Origin of the sequence: Luteibacter sp. CQ10, from assembly GCF_040900725.1 — a bacterium.
Classification (GTDB): domain Bacteria; phylum Pseudomonadota; class Gammaproteobacteria; order Xanthomonadales; family Rhodanobacteraceae; genus Luteibacter.
The window spans coordinates 854,985-875,716 of the sequence record NZ_JAEUYM010000001.1 but is presented as its reverse complement, the minus strand read 5'-3'; the positions used below and the strand labels follow the sequence as shown (position 1 = coordinate 875,716).

Sequence of the window (20,732 nt, the reverse complement as noted above, 5' to 3'; positions counted from 1 at the left end):
GCAGATGGCCGGGACGCCTTACCAAAGGAGCCCTTAGAACGGGCCTCCACACTTTGCGCCGTTGTCCGCTACAAATCTGGCATAGGCAGCCTGCGCGTCGGCCGCCGCCTGGCCTTCATCGGCTATGCCAAACGCGTGGCTTTCTTCATGGGCCAGCGTATCGAAAAGGGCTGCCATTGTTCCATAGTTGGTGGTCCCCCAGCCCTGCTCGTAGATCACAATCGAGTCGGGACTGTGGTGGGTGACGGCGGCGAGGCCGCCCCAATGGTCACCCGAGTTTGGCTGGAACTCGGAAGGACTACTGAGTTTGATGCCAGTGTTAGCGGACAACGCCCAGGTAAAGAACTGCTTGAACGTGATGGAGTACCCCGGATTGACCCCGAACCGGCCATATGCCGCCACGCAGTTCTTCAGTTTTTCCTGTTGGGCTGCAGTCGGCAACGGATTGGGTGCCAACCTCACGATCCCGTCAAAACCGGACGATGACAGAAGATTTCCGTTTGGCAGGATGTAGTAATCCGGCACCGACTGGGACACCGATGTTGGCGAATACCAACCGTCGACCCATACCGTATCCAGTGGCTCGTTGCATATCTGACCCGTCAGTTCACACGAGTCGTCCGCGTGTGCGGAACCGACCACCATGGCACCGATGAGCAGAGCCATTTCGGCTGCTGCGATCTTGCGCATATTCATCTCCCAATGCTGCGCTTTCAATGATTCGGGATATGCGTCCCCTGCACGCCGGAGCCCGACGCGGCGCACGCGCGGTGATGCCGACGCACGGATTACCCCTGGACATCTTCCGTGGCGGCGTCGCAAGGCTAGTGTTTTGCGAACAAGCGGCTTGTAGGGTTTTTCCTACAAATCCTGTGAGCGAAGTTCCCGTTGTTGTTTCATGTAGATGACGGGCCGTCACGAGTTGTTTCGCCCGAATGACAACCGCGACGCAGTTCGTACTTTTTAAAATCCAGACGCGCCACTTCAAGGATCAAACTGCAAGAATGGACGTAATCGGGGCGATGGTTCGCCTTTTGACGGCAGAGGGACATGCACTCCGAAAGCTGCGATGTGACACAAATTTCTTTGACTTCCTTGACGACGGATCACGTCCGACTTCGGCTGGGAACCTCCTTTGACGAACTCTCGTCAGAGGCCGCGACGTTGAAGAAACGAATTGGAAAAAGACGGGTGGTCAACATCCACACGACCGCCCACGGCGGTGGTGTTTCCGAAATCCTGAAAGCAAACGTCCCCATGCTGAACACGCTCGGCATCGAAACGTCCTGGCTTCTTCTATCCGCACCGCCAGTGTTCTTCCAGGTGGTCAAACGTCTCTACCACGCAGTCTACGGACGGCCGGGGGGCGGGATACCCCTTGATGAATCGACCCGGCATCTCTACGAGGAGGTCTTCCACATCGCCCTGCCGAAGCTCATGGCACACGTGCGGGAAGGAGACATCGTCATCCTCCATGACCCCCAGACACTCGGATTTGCGCCAGCGCTCCGAGAGCTCGGTGCCTACGTCGTCTGGCGGCTTCATCTGGGAACGGATACCCCTAATACTGAAACCGAACTTGCCAGGAATTTCCTGGGACCATATCTGGACCACGTGGACGCATCCGTGGTGCTTTGTCCCGAATTCGCTGCGTCCTGGAATTTCCAGATGCCGGTCGAGGCCATCCCGCCCTCCATCGACCCGCGCTCAGCGAAGAACCTGATGCTCGACGAAGAACATGTCGATGCACTTCTCGACGAGCTCGCACAACAACGCCCGCCGGAAGGCAGTGCCGCCACGCTTGCTCCAGACCTGTTCCAACGCCGTTATGTGTTGCAGGTATCGAGGTGGGACCGTGCAAAAGGCATTTCCGGCCTTCTCGGGGAATTCTCCCTGTTGGCGAAACGACCCGGAAGCCGTGATGTCGATTTCATTATCGCGGGCCCGGCGCCTCATGCCGTCGCCGACGATCCGGAGGGAAATGAGATCCTCGCAGAAACCTTCCGCATCCATACCTCGCTTCCGATGCCCATTCGCGACCGCGTCAAGGTGTTGCTGCTACCAATGGACTACCCGGAACACAACGCGTTCCTGGTCAATGCCTTGCAAAGGCGCGCGAGCGTCATCGTGCAGAACAGTTCGGCCGAAGGGTTTGGCCTGAGTGTTACGGAGGCGATGTGGAAGGCCCGCCCCGTGGTTGCAAGGCGCGTGGGCGGAATCCGCTGCCAGATTGTCGATGGCGAAAGCGGCATCCTCATTGCACAAGACGCGCCTGAAGGCACTCTTGCATCTGCCATCTCCAGCTTGCTGGAAGACCCTTGTGCTGCTCATGCGCTGGGACAACAGGCACGCTGCCGGGTGGAAGAGCGATTCCTTCCCGACACCCATCTCTCGCGCATCATCTCCTTTCTCAGCCGAACTGTTCCAGCCTGACCTGACGGCAGGAATCTCTCTCCAAAAACCGGGCATGTCCTTTCATCCAAGGGGCCTGTCGGTGGTTGGTGGTTCTGAATCTTCGGCTTGTTGCGGGGATAGCTATCCTTGGAGTGTTCCTGCCTGGCATTACCCATGCCAGGCATCGCCACGCCCTCCAGTGGCAAAGAGCGGCAAATGGTTCTTCAATACCCTTCACGACGAAAACAGGCGTAGCCTTGAGCTATCACTGGAATCCCGTGGAGAGCGTTCCGATGGATGGCAAAATCAGGGGATTGGGGCTGGGCTGGTCGGCGACCCTTGGCGCATTCGCCGCACCAGCCGCCATCGCGGTCGAGGTGATCGCGAGCGAGTTGCTTGAAGGGGTTGCGGTCAACTGGAACGTGAGCGTCATCTTCCTGTTTGGTGCACCACCTTCCTTGCTCGTCACCTGGCTGCTCGGCATGCCCCTTGTCCTCTACCTGCGCAAAAAGAATCAGCTGAATGCCTTCGCCGTGTGCGCAGGTGGCGCCGCAATCGGGGCCATATGTTTCGCGGTCCTGCTGTGGACGGTGAGCCTGCCCATCGACAAGGCAGCGCAGGTACCGGAACAGGCCCTATTTGGTGCCCTGCTGGGCCTGATGGTGGCCTTGGCCTGCTGCCTTCTCGCCCGCATCCCGTTTCGGACAAGGCGAGTCACGCCATCGGCGTGAGTGAACCGAGAGGGGCTACAACCCGAACTTCTCCCGCATCATCTGACGGAGCATCTGCGCTTCGTCCTTTTGCGCCTGCGTGGTGACAGGGGCTGCGAGCACAGCATCGAGCCTGGATTTCGCCTCGTACATTCCGAAGGGTGGAAGGGCGACGAGAGCCTCGTTGCGAAAACCTTGTGCCGGGGACAACTCGATGGCATCTCGAACTTGGATCAGTGTGAAGCGGACCGCTCGGCTATCCATGGCACCCCTGGCATGGCTCTTTGGGCAAAATCGGCGTCGATGATACGGGGGACTGCCGGGACCGACGCAAGATGACGAAAGTCGGGTGTATACACTCGTTGATGCGCCACCCGCGTCCAGTCCGACCTCGTGGACCCTAAAGACCCGCATGCGAATTCGGCAACGTATGGCAACGAACTTCTGTATCGATCCAATTCCGGTTTGAAAACGTGGCATCCTCCCCGGCTATCGGTCCACGACTACGGGTAGGAGCTGGCGACGGTGAAAGGAATCACGGACGACCGGCCCGCGCCGGCCGGGCCCTGGGTCTGGGGACAACAACTTGCGATCGCGGGTGCCTACGCTGCCTGCTACGAGCTGACCCACTACGTGTCCGTGTCCCAGTGGCTGCTGACGGCCGGCCTTCGCCTCGCGTGCCTGCTCCTGTTGCCCATGCGCTACTGGCCCGCCCTTGCCCTCGGGGGAGGCCTCCCGCTTCTGGAAAACGCCATCCTGTGCGAGCCACGCTTCGGGTGGTCGTGGGCGGTGTCCGCGTCCGTACCCATGGTCGTGCTGTGGATGGCAGTGATGAAGCCGCTCCTCCGCCGTTGGCCGCTCTTTGCTCCCGACGGTCAGGTACGGATGGCGGTCATCCTGACCAGCGCGCTGGCCTGCTCCGTCATTACGGCGGTCTGCACGCTTCTTACCGTCTTGACGGCACTGCCCATGGCCAAGCCCGGCAAATGGTCGGAAGTGCCCCTTGGCCACTACTTCGGCGCTTTCGTCCTGGGCGCCTACCTTGGTGCGCTGACCCTTACCCCGGTGGTCCTCGCTCTGCATGAGCGCGTGCGGGACCTCAAGGGCGCCCCCATCCGCTTTGCTGCCGTCCTGCAAAGCCCTCTCCTCCAGGAGATGGTGTGCTGGGTGACACCGGCCCTCGTTGGCCTCGCCTGGTTGGTCATGGTGGTGCCGAGCCCCGTTGTGCAACAGGTTGTACGCTTCGGCCTTGTCTGGCCTGTCGTCGGGTTGGGTGGCGACATGGTTGGCATGGGTGCGAGCATTGCCCTTGCCGCCACCGCAGAAGGCGTCCTTGATGCCCCAACCCTGCAAATCCAGCTCATCCTCCCCTCGTGCTCTCGTTCTGTGTTTCGCGTCGCAGAAGAGTGGTGCATCGACGATGACGTGCACCACTGGCGCGGTGGCGTTGCCTTCAACGCGAAGAATTTCCAGGTCGGTGCGCCTTTCATACCAACGCAACAGTACATCGATTCTGAGAAATTCCCCGTGTGGTGATGATGCTCTCCTCACCGCACACTTATTCGTGTGGCGAAATACGCCACTTCATTACCGCGAGAGACGATAAATGGCATCAGAAGAGTGGAAAAGCGTCGACAACAGCTACGAAGCCATCGGTGAGCCGGTCTATTGCGCGTTCCTCGACATCCTCGGGTATCGCAACAAAATGGACGAGTACTACAAGGGAACACTGAACCTTGCAGGCCGAATCAGCCGGGCAATGAAGTACGTCATGGACATCAAAGAGATTATGGACGATGCGAACGCAGACCGTGCCGGCGGTCGGTTTCGCCACTTGTCCGACAGCATCATCATTACCTACCCGCAAACCTCATCCGGCCTTATCAACCTACTCCACGACACCGGCGTAGTCGCCGCACACATGGCCATGGACGAGCTCTTCATCCGTGGCGGGATAGCAGCTGGAATTCACTTCGACCAGGATTTGAAGGGTGTCCCAATGCTCGTATCGAGCGCTCTACGGAAAGCCCATTCCCTGGAGCACGCCGCAACCACGCCGCGCATCTTGATCGACCCTGAACTTTCCGGGAAGCTGACCGCCAACCACTCCCGTTATGTGATTCGCGAAGAGCGGGATTTCGTCGTGCACTTCCTGCAGCGCTACGCCAGCGACCCAAAGGCGCCTCGCCTGCTCGTCAAGGAAATCGAGGACATCGCGGCGTACCGCGACAGGTATTCGTCGATTCCGGGCATGGACGAAAAGATGAACTACCTGATTGATTACCACGCATGGATGCTAGGCCGTTTAGGAGGCATCGACACAGCCAAGCTGAAAGGATTCAATGATCGTGGTTTCGCGCCTCTTCAAATACCGGGTGACTCGATACCCTCAGGGTAACGGACAAACGGGCGTCGTTCGCCGCTGCCCGTTTCCGCACCGTGGATACGCTAACGATCTACTTGTCGTCCGTGTTGCATTCGGGCAGCCGGGTTGGTCTTGCGACATGCCTGTCGGGTCGATGCAGGGGTAAGCTCCCGACGGTCATGACGTGCCTTGCCACGCCGCGTGCCACTCGTGACCGTCAGCGCGGAGCCTTGCCCAGGTGGGCAAGTAGCCCGTGCATAGACGGGGGTAGCTCCGCCCACATCCACCGCTCCCAGCCCACTGTGTCGGACATCGGGGCCAGCAGCCGCACACACGCGGCTCTCCGGTAGCGCGCAGCACGCCAGAGGGGCTCGGCATTGCGTGCATTCGGGTCACTGACAGGCAGCAACAGGCGGACACATCCCGTCTTGCCACGATGCGCCGCGTGAAGCAAAGCGGTCGACTGATGCGCGTGAGGGATGACGTCGGGGTGCGAGATGAGGGCGGCCACGGCCACCGCATGGCCGTCCCAGGCGGCATCGCAGAGCTGTCGTTGCAGATGGGCGTTCATGGCGGCCTCCTTGCCGTGGTAGATATCCCCAGAAATACCAGCCGGCGCTCCGCTGTCAAGCCCCTCGACGTCTTTCTGCACATGCAATCCATCCTCCACACCAACAACAGCGGCCCTGAGAAGAACCAAGGGCCGGCGACAGACGGACCTATCCATGGGTCAATGGAGTTTTCTGAAATGGCTGTCACCCTCGCCTCACTCGCCCCGTTGCGCGATGCGCTTCTGGACCTTGAACCAGCGAATAAGAACAGTTTTGAAGAACTCGTTGGCATCGCACTGCGCCACCTCACAGGCGTTTCATACCGACAATCAACTTCGGGTATCCAAGGTGGATATGATGGCCTGGCAAATGCACGCAGCGGGGGCATTGCTTACGAATGCAAACGATATGACGGCCGTGTGTCGCGTGCCGACCTGTTGAACAAGATTGCCGAGTGCGCTCTTGACGAACACGTCGACCTTTTCATTCTTGCGGCAACCACCGATGTCGGCGCCCAAGCCAATAAAGCGGCACTTGAGATTTGTCACCACAACGGCATGGAGCTCCTTGTGCTGGACTGGAGTTCTCTGGACGGTGTTCCAAAGTTGGCGACGGCGATAGCGCAAATACCCGACGACGAACTGTCGTCGTTTCTCTCCAGGACGATGCTGCCGCAGGCATCTCGCACGGAAATCGAATCCGGCGTCAAGCTGGTGAAAAGTGACGCCACCGTGCTGTCGAAAGCCACGGCGGAGCTCAAGGCCCAGTGTGACATTTCCCTGCTGAGCTTTCAGGCCGCGCGTGAGAACAATTCTGGCTGGTTGAACACGCATCTCCACAACAGGAGCCATGCCAGACGAGCGTTCGGGCAGGCTCTCGCTCCTTGTGATCCAGGCGTGTTGCACTTGCCCGACCGTCCACTTCTTACCGCTTGCATTCAAAAGCACTTCCAAAACAACCTTCCGCCTTTCACGCTGGGTCTGGTCGGCGACGAGGGGACCGGCAAATCCTGGAGCGTGATGGTCGCATGGCTCCAAATGGCGGCGCCGCGCCCCCTGCTCTTGTTCGTCCGACCCGATGTTTTCGACGACCCAAAAGGCCACGACCTTGCAGGACTTGTCAGCCGGGTCCTTCCCGACCAGATGACCGACTTCCCTCCATCCGGCAAGGCACGATGGGAGAGAAAAGTACGTCGCTGGCTTACATCGACGCTCCCGGCACCGGGGCTCGTCATCGTTCTCGATGGCATCAACCAGCGCCCCCAGCATCACTGGAGCCAGATCGTCGACGTCCTGGACCATGAGCTGTCCCGAATCGGTGGGCGGCTGATCGTCTCTTCCCGACCCCGCTTCTTTGAGGACACGATCGAGCCCGTCATTGGTGGGCGTGTGGCGGACTTTCGCGTCGCCGAATGGTCAGACGCCGAAGCGGCTGCCATCCTGGCGAAGCACGGGCGTGCCTGGGCCGACATCAACAATGCCTCCGTCAGACAAGCTCTGCGAAACCCGAGACTGTTGTCCGTGGCGCTTGATGTCCTGGGCAGAAATGAGCTCGAGGACATTGCCCACCTGAGCGCAGCTCACCTTTTGATGTCGCACATCACCGGCGCTGCCCAACACTGTCTCGGCCCCACCTCCCCGGCTCAGTTCAAGAATCTGCTCAAGGAGAAGGCAAAAGTCATCTGGGACACGGCCAAAAGCGAAGGACGATTGAGGGACGTCATTTTCAGGTCCGAAACACCACAGGAAGGCCACTTCTTCCGGACCTCACAGGCAGAACCGCTGATTCACGAAGTCGATGAATTCGGCTTGCCCCTTGTGCTCGGACTCTACATTCTTGAACGTCTCAATTTGGCGTCAAAGGGGGATGACCTGGCATCAATCCTTGACACGCTTCTCGATCCAATTGCGGCACTGGACGAGGCCGCCAGCGCAGTCGCCGCAGCTGCGGTTGCCGCCTTTCTCACCAAGGGTGTTTCGACTCCCGTCAGAGCTGCCCTGGTGCTTGCTGTAACAGGTCTGCAGAACGCTGCATCGGCGCATATCGAGTCCGTTAACGCAGTTGCCTACCACGACGTCGATGCGTATCTCGACGTCGCCCAAACATTGGCGCGTGACATGCGAGGCGACCCGCGCCGCTTTGCCGTGACGGATATGCTTTTGCGACTCCGTAGGCGGCCCGACGCACTCGTGACAATTTTTGAACGTGCGGTGGACTGGCTTCACCATGTCGAGTCCTGGAGCGCGTTCGCAGAGCGCTTCACGCTTCCTGGCTCGAGCGGTGCCAATCGGGACCGGACCAAGAGAGAGGTCGCGGCAAGCAAGGAAGCACTGCCTGCCGGCCAGGAGACCCATCTTCAACTGATTCGTGAAGAGCCGTTCGATACCCGCAACACCACAGCGTTGGCTGTCCAGCTGCTGATAGGTTTACCGCTGGCCAACGCCGTTCCAGCCATTGCCAGTCACATCCTTTACCTTTCACTCCGACCGGACGGCCGGTCACCCGATTTTGCGCTGAGCGCCCTCGTGACATTCAACGGAATCGACTGGGGCGAAACGCAGCAGGCCATCAGAAGAACCGCTCACCAGTGGCTCGCGAACCACGGGTACGGCCCCGGCATCCGTGCCGCCTGTCTTTTGTTGCGCCTCACTGGAGACTCGGATGATGCGTTGCGCGCAGACCGGGTCGAAGGCAAACAAGGGGACAACAAACGTGTCATGCCAGGACGGGAGGACGAAAGGCCGGAGAATCCCGAACATCCCTTCGTGGACCCGGATGATTTGGACACCTTCTTCAGGACCCACGTGCGGGAACTGAACAATCATCAGCAGGCGAGCCACGACTTCGCGAGGGTTCTGCCCAGCGCCGCACGCCTCAATCCCTTGCACACTTCCGCCGTCATTCAACACCTTGCAAACCATCTCGCAAGCGGAAACAGTGACCAAACGGCGCATCACGCCGACCTCATTGGTCCCCATACGCAACTGATTGACCGGGAAACCTCTCTTCGCCTCCGCACGTTGGCGCAGCGAATAGCCATGGATGCCGACGGTACTGAAGGCAACCAGCAACTCGGTGCTCTAAAGCTCGCCATCGATCTATTTTCGATTGCGTTGCCAACGGTGGCCGATGTATCGCCGAGTGGGCGTGCGGCGTCACTTGAGCTAGACGAACAAGTAGGTCTACCCATCGCGCTTGGCAACGGTCTCGAGGAAGCCCTCACGCTGCAGCAAGGCGCTGTCTCGGGAGAGCTACCCGATTGGGTCCGCCAGAAGATTCCGGCTGCCCTGGGGGACAAACGCGCCTTTTTGCGTCACGCCTTACTTTGCTGGCTCGTCGCCCACGGTGAGCCGCAAGAGCTGTTTTTCCTCACTCAGAGCGAGTGGTCAGCGAGAACCGAATTGAATTCAGATTGCGCGTGGCTCGGTTCGCTCGCTTTGGCGCGAGCCATGCACTTGGGGCTGCTGTCTCCCGCTCAGGCATCCCCGCGCATGTCGCCGGCTGTCTTCCTGGAGGTCGCCTCACTCGTCGCGACTCCCGGGATCGTTCCCGGTGAGTGGCTCGATGCCGAACTTGAACGTGTCGAAAAAGGCGCCGTTCGCCAACCGAGTCAATACCCCATCGAGGAAACACGTCTCCTTGACCGCCCTCCCATCATGGGCGCGTCGATGACAGAACTGGAGGCTCGCATCAAGCGCGAGGGCCGCGAAGCCGCAGCCCGAGCGATCGCGCGGCGTGACCAATTCGCTCTGCCAGCCGCAGCGGAGCAACCGGCACACGCCGGGCAGTGCCCAGGGGGCATAACATTCGGCGGTGTATTGAGTCCAGTGCGGATTGCTGAAATCGGCCGATCTGACCCTGCCAAGGCTGCCCGTTGGGCGGGGGTGGCACGTGACCGGCTCGGCAGCGTCGCCGACTGCACTATCGACGCCGCCTGGATATCCATCCTGATTGGGCTCGCGGACGTTGATGCAGGCGCATCGGTCAAGCACATCCATGACTTGCTGACGAATGCTTCGACTCACGCCCTGCCCCGACTCGTGATTACTTCGATCCTCTGGGCGGCCTCCGACGGTCCGAACATCGACATCCTGCGCCTCTTGCGCGTTGATGAGGCAACGGACGACCAAGAGGTATTCATCGAATGCGCTGCCGCGCTCAACAACGGTCGACAGGCTCGCCTCATTGATCACATGCGCATCCGGCTGACGGACGTTTTGCCTGTCCGGCGCGCCAGGGCCATCGTTGCGCTCGGCTACCTCCTCGCAGACGCGGACTTCGATGCGACTCTCGCGCACCTGTCGACGACGGGAGGCCTCGTCCGCCAGGCGTATGACGAGACGGTTAGATACCGGCGACGAAACGAGTGGGCGCACCACTGGGAGAAGAGTGCTGAGTGCGCTGCCACGACGCTCGAGGAGTGGAGAAGCTCGCTGATGCTTGCCCGCTGCGCTGACCGCAGGGCACTGCGTCGGTTGGTGGCATCCGATCGGCCGTGGACGCACCGCTTCGTCCTTTACCGCCTGAGGCAAGCGGTCCAGGAAGTCGAGCTGGAAGAAGGCCGTCGCTCTGCGCTCCTCTGCGGGCGAAGGAAGCCGGATGCCGTGCAAGTCAGGTGCGCGCCCCCGTCTGGTTGAACCTCAAAGCCGATGCTGGATGCTTGATGCATCCGGCAATCGAAGTCGAGCCTCGAGGTGTGCCTTGTCGTGGCGGGCAACCAGGTCGAGGAATGGCTGACCGGCGACGAACGACCGGACGGGCGGAATGAACGGCGCGCCGTAGGGATGGGCATCGAGTGATGCCCCGTAGGAGAGCAGGGTTTCGAAGCAGGCCGCATCGGCATGGTGGCAGGCCATCAGCAGCGCCATGTCACCGCGAAAGTGCACGTCCGCCCCGAAATCCAGCAGCGCTTTCATCACGTCGGCCGACCGCGTTATCGACAATACCGCTCGTCCCGAACCATCCAGAGTGTCTGGATCGCCGCCCGCCTCAAGGAGCGCGATCGTGCTATCAACCCAACCGTTCTGGGCGGCGACGTGTAACACAGGCAAATCCGGTTCCGAGGCCATGCACGTGGTTGGCTGTGCGCCCCGACGCAATAAATCACGCACGGAATCCGGCCGCTCTTCGGACAAGGAAAAAAGGGCCGCGAGCTCACCCGTCGGGTCGGATCCTGCCTGGGACACGGGCAGTGCGGCATCGAAGAGAGGTGACCCGCCTCCGTGGGACGGCTGGCCACCCGATCCGCACTGAAGAGTGCCCTTCATCAGCGGATACCTGAATTGAGTTTGCTGCATTGTGCTAACCACGCGGGATCACCATCCTGGCAAGGAATTCCTCTCTGTCAAGGGCCCGGACGACCCGAGCCGTCAGGCACTGTCAGGGCGAACCTATCCAACCGCACTCCGCATCCCGTATCCGGGAGTCACCTTTCAGCGGTTTTCCTCACACGCGTGCACCGCTCAACCAGCCACGTCACCCGCCACCGGTGCCTACACGGCACGGCCCTGAGGTCGGGGGCACTGCGTGAACAGACGAATCGCGCTACACCTGGTAGGTGGCCATGCCCCAAACCTGCCCCGGCGTCATCCCTTCCGTGCACATGAAGTGCTCCCCCTCAACCCTCACCTGCGGCAGCCATTCGGGCGGATTGTTGAGCGGCACCAGTGTCCAGGGATTGAGGTAGAGCGTCTGGCGCCTCCCCGGAAGACTATAGAAATCAAGATCATTGAACAGCCAGACGGCGCTGACGCGGGCCGAGCGTGGCTCGCGCCCGTCGTGCCACGCCCCATCGGGCTGTCGCACGAGGTGCGCCTCACGCCCGGGACCAATGGCCACTGCCTCTGACCCGAACAGTGCATCAACCTCATCGAGGTCCTTCAGATGAAAGGCCGTCACATTGACCGCGACAACCAGGGGATGCGGCAGGGTTCCGTACCGACGTCCCTTGACCCGGATGGCTTCCCGGATGGGGGTCTTGAGATCAATCCATCCGCCGCCGACGGACAGAAGACCAATGAGGCGATCACGCTCGCCCCGATTTCCGTTCTTCGGGATGGCGCCAAACGTAAGCGTCCAGCCGTCGTGGTGCCACTCGTACCGAGGATATACACCATGCCCGTCGGCGACGATGTCGCGGGCGACTACGTCGGCGTCCAGACCATCGAGCCACGCATGCACCAGGCGGATGAGCCCCCTTGCTGCTGGCTGTGTTGCGGGCGAGCCATCCTGGTGGATGTCGAGGTAGAAATCCGGATGTGGGGCGCGGTCGAGCGCATCGAGCACGTCTTCCTTCATTGCCTCGGCAGAGCCGTCAATGTCCCGCCCTTCGTTAACCACAATGGCTTCGAGGAAGAAGGGCTCACCTTCGGGCGGTGTGACGAGGAAATCGGGACGCCTGCCAGACCCGTTGCCAGGGTCAGGATGCGCGACGAGGGCATAGCTTTGTCGTACCAGCATGCCGTGGAGAAGTAGCTCGAAACAGGCGGACTTGAACTCATGGGCACGGCGGGACTTGAGCCGCTGCGCCATCTCGAATTTCTCGGATTCGATGTAGGCCTCGAATGCGTCTTCGAGCCGCGCACGCACAATGGCAACGTCGGGGTCGGCGGACCGGTCGAGGAACTCGAACTGGGTTTCCCGGTAACGCTTGGTGGAGGCGTCGGTTCGGTCATATTGGTGAAAGAGCATGGCTCATCATCGCCGCGCAGTATCCGACCGTCAAACCAAGCCCGGTCATCAGTGAAGGGTGCCACGTGCGCTGCTCGTCCCGCGCTTTCCAGCGGCAAAGGATGCCCCGTCCGTTGCGTCGATGACACCACTGCTCTCCGAATCCGCACCACCGGCTTCACCACGGGCATCGTCGGCCACCTCCTCCTCGCCAGAGAGCTTCGGCAGTCTGTCATCCAGGACCGCCGCCACAGCCCGGAAGTACGAGGCGTCATAGCGCATGTCGAACCAATGCAGCACCAGGGCCTCCTCCGCCCAGCCTTCTCGCCGCTGCACAGAAAGCCCGTCAGCCGGGGACTCGGGAATGGTCGACCATGGCCAACCCATGCCCTCCATTTGCCCGTCGACCCAGCGGATTGCCGACCATGGCCAGCGGGTTTCGTCGACCTCCACGACCTCCGTGCCCGAGAGCTCAAAAGGCATGCCCTCGAGCCGAACCCAGCGGACGACTTCCTGCCGCTCCTCAAACGGTGCATCAATCAGGCGTTCGCGGATGAGCTCGAGACAGCGGGCCTCCCGCAGGAAGCGGTGCTGTGTTGCAGCCCAGGCACGCCACAGGCGCGGCAACGTCGAGAACTCAGCCGACTCGCCTCGCCCATCATGGGCGTTTCCTGGATGCGTTCGCCAGTCGGCAGGCATCGGGTATGGCGTCCCGTCATTGTCGGCAAGCCACCATGCCTCAGGTTTGCCGCTGCCACCACGGTGACAGAGACAGAAACCAGTCTGTTCAAAATACCTACGCATCTTGGGTGCTGATGGCGTGCGTCTTGGGGTTGTCATTGACGTTCCTTGATTGGGTGGGGTTCCATCCATCCTGGCAACAGCCGGCCACCTGTCAAGAGGTCAAAAACCCCATAAAAAGCGGAGTATCTCTAAGCAATCCGTAGCAACGAAGCGAGTTTTTTTCGCGACTAGCGCGTCGAGCTGCGAATGCATTCTCCTCTCCGCGAAAGTGCGCCACCTGTGGACTGAAAGTGTCGGTATGACGCCATCGGCATCTCGTCACGTCAAAGACGTTGTCTTGCTGACGAGGAGGTAGCCGCCGGCAACGTCTCGTTAAGGCGCGCCTGGCTGACCAACGTTGCCACGTCATCCGGCAGCACCTCATCGGGATAATGTCCGTCGACGTCCTTCACAGTCGCAGGCAATCCCCGCTTGAGCAGCCAGCCGGATACGTCAATATCGTCGGCAAGATGGAGCAGTGTGCGGCCACCCTCCGCATGCACACCCTTAAGGGACGCCTTCGGAAAAGCCTTCAACCAGAACGCCTCACCCGCTTCCGAGTCCCGCACCGCCGCAAACCCCTGCGGCGTCATCCAGGCGTCGTAATCGTCATCGTCCCGTCCCCACACGGTCCACATCGGCATAAGGCCCGACAGCAGGTTGAGTGACGCGAGCTGTTTGAGCTGCCCGAAGACCTCATCCTTGAAGATGTCATGGAGCATGCAACGCTTCATCTCATCTGCGACCGAAAAGACAAAGCCCGCTGCCTCCATTGCATCAGGGTCGTCGTACCCGATGGAACCGAGCCCTTTGAGGAGCCATTTGGAGAGCGTCTTCCCGTACGCGGCGCTGGGAATGCACACCGGATCAATGTCGTCACGCACATTCGCGACGCCAGGGATTCGCCAGTCAACGACAGGTGGCAACGCACCCCGACGGTCAGGGAAAGCAAGAGTCTCCCCCTCCCCCAGCGCCGCATGCAGCCCGCCTCTGGCCATGACCTGCTGCAGGCGGTCCCTCGCTCCCTCCGGCACCGGAACCCCGTGCCCGACGAGGTAGCGAAAGACAGGCAGCGAATTTGCAAAATGCAACAAGGTGCGCCCGTGCCGGTCGACTGCGTCGAGCGGAACGCCCAGGCGGTGAAGAATGGGGACGTACAGGCAGCCTGCGCGTTCTGAATCGAGCACCACGGCCTTCGCCATCAAGGTGAGCTTGACGGCCTCGCCGTTCTCGTCCTCGTGGCAGAACATCTCACGTTTGTCGTCGACAGTGGTAGCCAGAGCCGCCAACGGACCGAGATCGCCGTCGAAGGCATCGACGAGCGCCGAGCCGTCGTCCGTGGGGCGAGCGGGCTCCGTGTTCGTCGGCAGGGAGAGGGGGTGAGGCTTGGTTTTCCGGGGCATGGGAGCTCTCCAGTTGCGGGAGGCTCAAGCTTCCTAGCCGGACGCGGTCGGCGCACGGGTTTGATCCCACCGGCGTGACCGACCCGGGGACTTACAGGGGGTTGAAGCCGCGCTCGCCTGATGCAGGTGGCAGACGATCTTCGAGCAAAAGCTGTTCCGTTACTGCCGCGCCAACGCCGATGTCGCCTTCTGCAGCCACGATGGCGACCCGGAGTGCGTGGCGCACTGGTCCTTCCCACGCCGTGCGTGCAACCGGGTCCCGCCAGGGGCGCGACAGGGCTTCCAGTGGACTCAGGGACACCATGCGCGCCCCTTCCCTGCATAGCCTGATGAACGCCTCGGCCCCTACATGCGCCTGGCCGAAGGCGTGGAACACGGCGCCCTTGCCGTCGACCATGAACGGGATTCGCTCAGCGACCGGTCCGGGGTACTTCGATTGCCTGACCTTTTTCGTGTGATCTTCCAGCAGGCGCTCGCGGCGCTCCTCGGCGCGATCGACCTGCCGCTTCAGCTTCTTCGGGAGCACATCGCGGACGAACGACCAGCGGAAACCAGCATTCTGGAGTGCGGCCTGCTTCGGGGACGGGTCGACCAGAAGACTGGACAGTCGTGTCCGCCAGGGGGTGGGTGGATTGCCCTCGTAGGCGGCCTTGAGGCCGAGAGCCAGTGTCCGGGTTGCGATACCAAGCCATGCGGCTGCGACGAGCTCGGTCACGCGTGTGCTGTCGGGCACACGCGCGAACATGGCACGGAAAGACGCGTGGGAATGGAGAAGCGATGCCTTCTGCTCTTCCGACAGGCCCGCCTTTCCGGACACCCCGGCATACAGATCCCAAAGCCTGTTCCGCTCTTCTTGCGTCGGCAACCCGTCGCCTTCCGGCAACCCGAGAAGCTGGGTGATGGTGCGCTTTGCCCCACCCCACTGCGATGCACGTCCGTTCCCCATACCGGTCTCCCCAAGTCGCGTGCATCATAGTGGAATCATCAGAGGCGCCGTTGCACTGTTTCAGCATAGACCGCCGCCGAAGACGTTGAATGAGCTTGTAAGCGACACCGCGCAATGGCGGCCGGACGATCTTGAAAATCTCTTGCTACAGGCGCGGCGGACTGGACGGAACAGCGCCTGCCGACGGCACCGCATTGGCAAGATGGTTTTGTTCTTTCATCTCGGTGAGCTCCGCAGCTGCCTCACCGGCCACAAGGGCGAATTCGTCAAACGTCACCAAACCCTGGGAGATTGCCTTGTTGAATGCCCCAGGTCCCTTCTCCTTGAGCCGATGCCTGATGTGCCAACGGAGATCCAGCATGGCGTCAGAGAGGCTGTTGCAGATGACCGCGCTGTCGTCCGTGTCCAGGAGAACAAAGGCCGTCCCCGACAACTCGCCACCTTTTGAGCGACCGCCTTCGAGGAGCCGTTTGTCGAGGATGCCCGCTACACGGGAGAGAACGTCGAAGTCGAGCTGAGCCCTGGGTCTTGGCATAACAGCAGTCCTTGTCAGAGGGGATACTCACCCTAACGGCGACTGACCAACTGTCAATCGCGCTGCCGCATATAACCGCCTGAACTACTTTAACCGTTTGAACTGATTGGATATAACCGAAAGGCTAATCAAGGGAAGCCGGCAGATCTACAGCCCGAGGATCCGAGTCTGGTGCGCGGCGCCAGTCAGAGGCGCCGTTGCACGGTTTCGGCATGGACCGCCGCGTGTGGAGTTGGAAGCACGCTCGTCAGGGAGAACCGCTCAACGATGACCCGGAGCTCGTCCGGCAGGACGTCGATGGGCCGTTGGTCATTGCCATTGGCGACGTCCGGGTCCAGTCCGAGCTGGAGCAACCAGTCGAGCACCTTTGGCGAGCGCGCCAGGTGCAAGAGGGTATTGCCATGGACGTCCTGGGCACCCGTAAACGGGACTGCACCTTCGAAGAGCCGTGCCAGTCGCGGCTTGCCGGCACCCACGGTCCATTCAACCTCGTTAGCGACGAGTGGTGGCACGCCGCTGTCAATCAGGACAGCAAGACCCAGCCCGGTAAGACCGGTGTATCCGTACTCGCCGACAAGCTCGTCAAGGCTGTAGTCGCAGCGGGGAACGGTGTCGGCGGCGCCCATCCCGACCAGCCTTGCAATGCGCCCGGCGTCTTTTTCGACGAGGGCATCGTGCAGGCACTGCCATGCACTGAAGCGGGCCACCAGCGATGGGGAGCCGCTGGCATCATGTACGGCCCCGCTCCCGTCCAGCTCCCCGGCGGTTGGCCTGAAATAGCCGGCTTGGTCCATGGCGCGGACCATTTTGGGATTGACCACGGTCCGCCACAGGGATTCCGGCACCATCAGTGGCGGCAACGGGCGGGTCAGCGTCTAGCGCGACAGGTTCGGGCGCGCCGTGCTGATGGAGGTACGTGCACACCGCTTCGCTGCTGGCGAAATCGAGAAGCACCCTTCCCCTCGAATCCACCTGGTCAATCCGTCCGCCATGGTTGAGTACGAGCGGCGTCATCAAAACGCTGTCGGTTGCGGCATCAACCAGGACCGCGAGGGAGACGGCAGTCAGGTCGCAAAAGATGCGGTCGTGGATGACTTCGATGGCGTCGTTCTCCTCGTCCATAGACGCGCCCCAAGCAAGGGCCTTGAGGACACCGTTGATGTCACGATTGAGGACGGCAAAGGCCAGGGTCCGGGTGAGGTTTGGGGACGTTGCAGGCGAGGTGGTGCGGGAGGGCAAAGCGGGAGTTGCGGAAATTTCAGGGGGCGTCGTCATGACGGATAGCTCCATGGGTGAATTCCCACCGTAACGGCGGAACGGGTGCTGTCAAGGCCCCCCGTCCTTCTGCGAAGCAAGTCCGCGCCCCGTACCCGCCCGGGTCAGACCATCGATGAAATCATTTCACTGTACGCGATGCCGAGTCCCGTCCCCGTGACGCCGTGGATTCCTTCCCGAAACCATGGCCGATCTTGCATTGGTTTCAGGGGTGAGAAGCGCCGTTGGCATCGTAGGCTGATGCCACCGGTGCCACAACGCGGCACGTCAGCGACGAACAATGAGTGAAAAGCACGAATCTCCCATCTTCCCATGGCGCGCACGCCAATCGACGGACACAAGGATCACGGAACGTGACGCCAGCCTTGTCACGCGCTGTGACAACGCTGCGGAACACATGATCCAACAGTCCTTGAAAGACGCAGGAAACGGATTGACCCGGCCTCTCATCGAAGGGGAGTTTCCTCAAGATGAGGGACTGTGCCTCAAAACATCGTGTCCTGGCATGCCCCCGAAACGTACACCATGTTTGCACGCCTTTTCCTTGGGACGTTCCCCGGTTACGCTCAGTCCAACAACGCCCAGGAGCGCACCGATGGCCTCTGTCTTCTTCTCGTACTCCCATGCCGATGAGCAGCTCCGCAACGAGCTCGAGGTTCATCTTGCAATGCTCAAGCGGGAAGGCATTATCGACACGTGGCACGACCGCCGTATCGACGCGGGAGAGAACATCGACCGTGCCATTGATGAGCGCATCAACCGGGATGACATCATCCTGCTCCTGGTCAGTTCCTCCTTTCTTGACTCGGCCTACTGTTTCGACGTCGAACTCGAGCGCGCAATGGCGCGGCACGAAGTAGGCGAAGCCGTCGTCATTCCGGTCATCCTCCGGCCCTGTGACTGGCACCGTGCGCCGTTCGGCAAACTTCTCGCGCTCCCGACGGACGGCCGACCGGTGACAAGGTGGCCGGACAAGGACGAGGCGTATCTCGACATTGTCCGGGGAATCCGCCGTGTTGCCGAACGCATCGGTGGCGGCAAGGTGCCCCCGGCGCCATCACCCACGGTGCCTGCCACGCATGCTCCCGTGCCATCGCAGACCACCGGCCGCCCCGGACCGAGGCCTGCTGGAGAGGGACCCCGGTCGAGCAACCTCCGTCTCGCCAAGACGTTCACCCAGCGCGACAAGGACCAATTCATGGAGGAGGCCTTCCGGTACATCGCCCTGTACTTCGAGAATTCACTGGCTGAGCTCGGCAGGCGGAATGCCGGCTTCGAGGGCACATTCCGCAGTATCGACAACAGCCGGTTCACCGCGAGCATTTATCGTAACGGTGACGCGGTCGCCCGCTGCACGGTGTACGAAGGTGGTCCGTTCGGCAGCGGCATCTATTACGCGCAGGGCGAGAACAGGGGAAACAATTCGTACAACGAGTCGCTGTCGGTCGAGGCTGACGACCAGATGTTGTTCCTCCGTAGCCTTGGCATGTCCCACATGGGACAGGGGCAGGCACAGAAGCTCTCGCTTGAGGGCGGCGCGGAACTTTTCTGGTCGCTGCTAATCGCCCCACTCCAAGGGCGACAGTAGAAAGCGCCGCTCGCTAAGCAGATTCACTTTGAGAATCACCTTTTTCTCGCGGAACAAGTTGCTGGCGTGTGCAATTCAGACACCGTCGTCAGTGGCATAGGGACTGATCACGCATAGCAACGCGAAGAGTTCAATTGGCGGTGGCTCCGGGAGGGCCTAGAGCCGGGCTATCCCCACTCCGGAACCACGGGATGCGTTCTGTGCGGCAGGCAGTGCCCGCGTAAGTCGCCATTGTGTCACCACGGCCCGGATCTCGGGCGGCAGCGACTCCTCTGCCGTCGCGCCGCGATCATCGGTAAGTGAGGTGCATACGCCTGCTTCAAGAAGCCACCGCGCGACCTCTGGGGCGCAGGCGAGGTGAAGCAAGCTTGCCCCTCCGGCGCCGTGGGCATCGTTCAGCGTTGCATCGGTGACACACAGCTTGACCATATTTGGCCGGCCCGCTTCGCTGTCGAGAAGGACTGCGAAACCGGCAGCGGTGAGCTGCTCGAACATGACCTCATCGGCGTGGCCCTCATGCCAGAAGTGGCGGAACCTGCCAATCCCATCGAGCGCACCATGCTCCACGCAACTCGTGACCCGGCCAGCATCCCCGTCGAGCAGCGCCCGCTCGATTTCAACAGCCGGGCTGAACTGGGCCGTCAACGGTGGACGATCTGGGCGGTAGAGAACGTCAGTCGATGCCCGCTCGTGGTCCGGAGTGAGGTACCCGGTTTCAAGCAAGCCGTGGAAATGATCCTCGGACAGGGCCGTCTGCCATACGGGTTGCGGCAGGATTGGAGTTTCGGGAAGTGGGTAGGACGCATGGCACGACCGACGGAGGCTTCTGAGAAACAACGGCTCTACGCCCTTCCCATCGCGATACGCCAGTTCGACATCATCGTCAAACAGCACCTTGCCTGGCGGCTGTAACAGCGCGTCCAGGAGAGGCTGTCTCATCCCGTCGGGCAGCGGCACACCGTTCTCAACAAGATACCGGGCGACCGGTCGGCTCCTCGCGAAGTGCAAGAGGGTCCGTCCTCTCGAATCAACCTGTCCGATGTCCGCCCGGGACGACAGCAGCAACGGTAGGGTCAAGAGGCCATCGCGTGCCGAATCGACAAGCGCTGCGAGCGACGTGACAGTCAGACCATACAAGTCTTCCCCGTCGTACGTCTCATCAATTCCGCACTCAATGTTCGGATCACCACCCAGCGCAAGCTGGTTCCGGATTCGCCTGACGTCACGGTTGAGTACTGCATATTCGAGAAGCCGCGTCATGTCATCCGCTGCGCCTTTCGATGTTGTCTGTTGCAATGGGCTCGCTGGCTGTCCGTGCATGGCTGCTCCTGGGTTGGGGATTACATCCAAGCTAACCAGGATTCGACCGGTGTCAAGGAGAGGCCCATGTCAGGCGCAAAGTGTCCATGGCCTCTGCCGAAGTGAAGACGGGCCCTCTTTCGGTTTCGTCGCCCATCAATAGCCGAAACAGACAACCCGTTGCAGCGAAACACCTTTCCGAGGAGAGAGGCTT

17 protein-coding genes are annotated in these 20,732 nt (G+C 61.1%); 6 read left to right on the top strand and 11 right to left on the bottom strand.

Annotated elements, in window-relative coordinates:
- Positions 1–33: 33 nt before the first annotated feature.
- Positions 34–690, bottom strand: a complete 657-nt coding sequence (locus JNG39_RS04010; protein WP_368309824.1) for a hypothetical protein — start codon at positions 688–690, stop codon at positions 34–36.
- Between the two features lie 360 nt (positions 691–1,050).
- On the opposite strand from JNG39_RS04010, the gene JNG39_RS04005 reads away from it, so the two are divergent.
- From JNG39_RS04005 to JNG39_RS03990, 4 genes are all read left to right on the top strand, one after another.
- Complete coding sequence (locus JNG39_RS04005; RefSeq protein WP_368309821.1) at positions 1,051–2,433, top strand: glycosyltransferase; 1,383 nt, start codon at positions 1,051–1,053, stop codon at positions 2,431–2,433.
- Positions 2,434–2,651: 218 nt separating this feature from the next.
- Positions 2,652–3,125: a hypothetical protein gene (locus JNG39_RS04000; RefSeq protein WP_368309819.1), complete on the top strand. Its 474-nt coding sequence runs from the start codon at positions 2,652–2,654 to the stop codon at positions 3,123–3,125.
- Positions 3,126–3,629: 504 nt separating this feature from the next.
- Positions 3,630–4,640: an MASE1 domain-containing protein gene (locus tag JNG39_RS03995; RefSeq protein WP_368309817.1), complete on the top strand. Its 1,011-nt coding sequence runs from the start codon at positions 3,630–3,632 to the stop codon at positions 4,638–4,640.
- 70 nt (positions 4,641–4,710) lie between these two features.
- A complete protein-coding gene (locus JNG39_RS03990; protein WP_368309816.1) occupies positions 4,711–5,502 on the top strand; it encodes a hypothetical protein in 792 nt (263 codons plus the stop codon).
- Between the two features lie 184 nt (positions 5,503–5,686).
- Here the strand turns inward: JNG39_RS03990 and JNG39_RS03985 are convergent, their stop codons facing one another.
- Complete coding sequence (locus JNG39_RS03985) at positions 5,687–6,040, bottom strand: ankyrin repeat domain-containing protein (RefSeq protein WP_368309814.1); 354 nt, start codon at positions 6,038–6,040, stop codon at positions 5,687–5,689.
- 15 nt (positions 6,041–6,055) lie between these two features.
- Between JNG39_RS03985 and JNG39_RS03980 the strand changes: the two genes are divergently transcribed.
- On the top strand, positions 6,056–10,657 hold the full coding sequence (locus tag JNG39_RS03980; protein ID WP_368309813.1) for a hypothetical protein: 4,602 nt from the start codon (positions 6,056–6,058) through the stop codon (positions 10,655–10,657).
- Between the two features lie 3 nt (positions 10,658–10,660).
- Here the strand turns inward: JNG39_RS03980 and JNG39_RS03975 are convergent, their stop codons facing one another.
- The 8 genes from JNG39_RS03975 to JNG39_RS03940 form a co-directional block, all read right to left on the bottom strand.
- The gene (locus JNG39_RS03975; protein WP_368309812.1) at positions 10,661–11,287 is read right to left on the bottom strand and encodes an ankyrin repeat domain-containing protein; all 627 of its coding nucleotides are present in this window, start codon (positions 11,285–11,287) and stop codon (positions 10,661–10,663) included.
- Between the two features lie 277 nt (positions 11,288–11,564).
- Entirely contained in the window at positions 11,565–12,710 is a 1,146-nt protein-coding gene (locus JNG39_RS03970; protein ID WP_368309811.1) for a hypothetical protein, read from the bottom strand.
- Positions 12,711–12,758: 48 nt separating this feature from the next.
- A complete protein-coding gene (locus tag JNG39_RS03965; RefSeq protein WP_368309810.1) occupies positions 12,759–13,388 on the bottom strand; it encodes a hypothetical protein in 630 nt (209 codons plus the stop codon).
- Positions 13,389–13,756: 368 nt separating this feature from the next.
- The gene (locus JNG39_RS03960; RefSeq protein WP_368309809.1) at positions 13,757–14,875 is read right to left on the bottom strand and encodes a hypothetical protein; all 1,119 of its coding nucleotides are present in this window, start codon (positions 14,873–14,875) and stop codon (positions 13,757–13,759) included.
- Between the two features lie 91 nt (positions 14,876–14,966).
- Complete coding sequence (locus JNG39_RS03955) at positions 14,967–15,821, bottom strand: hypothetical protein (protein ID WP_368309808.1); 855 nt, start codon at positions 15,819–15,821, stop codon at positions 14,967–14,969.
- Between the two features lie 145 nt (positions 15,822–15,966).
- Positions 15,967–16,356 (bottom strand): hypothetical protein, encoded by a 390-nt coding sequence (locus JNG39_RS03950; protein ID WP_368309806.1) that lies wholly within the window; start codon positions 16,354–16,356, stop codon positions 15,967–15,969.
- A gap of 185 nt (positions 16,357–16,541) precedes the next feature.
- Positions 16,542–17,150: a hypothetical protein gene (locus JNG39_RS03945; RefSeq protein ID WP_368309805.1), complete on the bottom strand. Its 609-nt coding sequence runs from the start codon at positions 17,148–17,150 to the stop codon at positions 16,542–16,544.
- Positions 17,086–17,631 carry a hypothetical protein gene (locus tag JNG39_RS03940; RefSeq protein WP_368309804.1) on the bottom strand — a complete coding sequence of 182 codons (546 nt, stop codon included), beginning with the start codon at positions 17,629–17,631 and terminating at the stop codon, positions 17,086–17,088. Before JNG39_RS03940 ends, JNG39_RS03945 begins: the two co-directional genes overlap by 65 nt.
- Positions 17,632–18,226: 595 nt before the next feature.
- Between JNG39_RS03940 and JNG39_RS03935 the strand changes: the two genes are divergently transcribed.
- Complete coding sequence (locus JNG39_RS03935) at positions 18,227–19,219, top strand: toll/interleukin-1 receptor domain-containing protein (RefSeq protein WP_368309802.1); 993 nt, start codon at positions 18,227–18,229, stop codon at positions 19,217–19,219.
- 156 nt (positions 19,220–19,375) lie between these two features.
- On the opposite strand, the gene JNG39_RS03930 is transcribed toward JNG39_RS03935, so the two are convergent.
- A complete protein-coding gene (locus JNG39_RS03930; RefSeq protein ID WP_368309801.1) occupies positions 19,376–20,479 on the bottom strand; it encodes a hypothetical protein in 1,104 nt (367 codons plus the stop codon).
- Between the last annotated feature and the right edge of the window lie 253 nt (positions 20,480–20,732).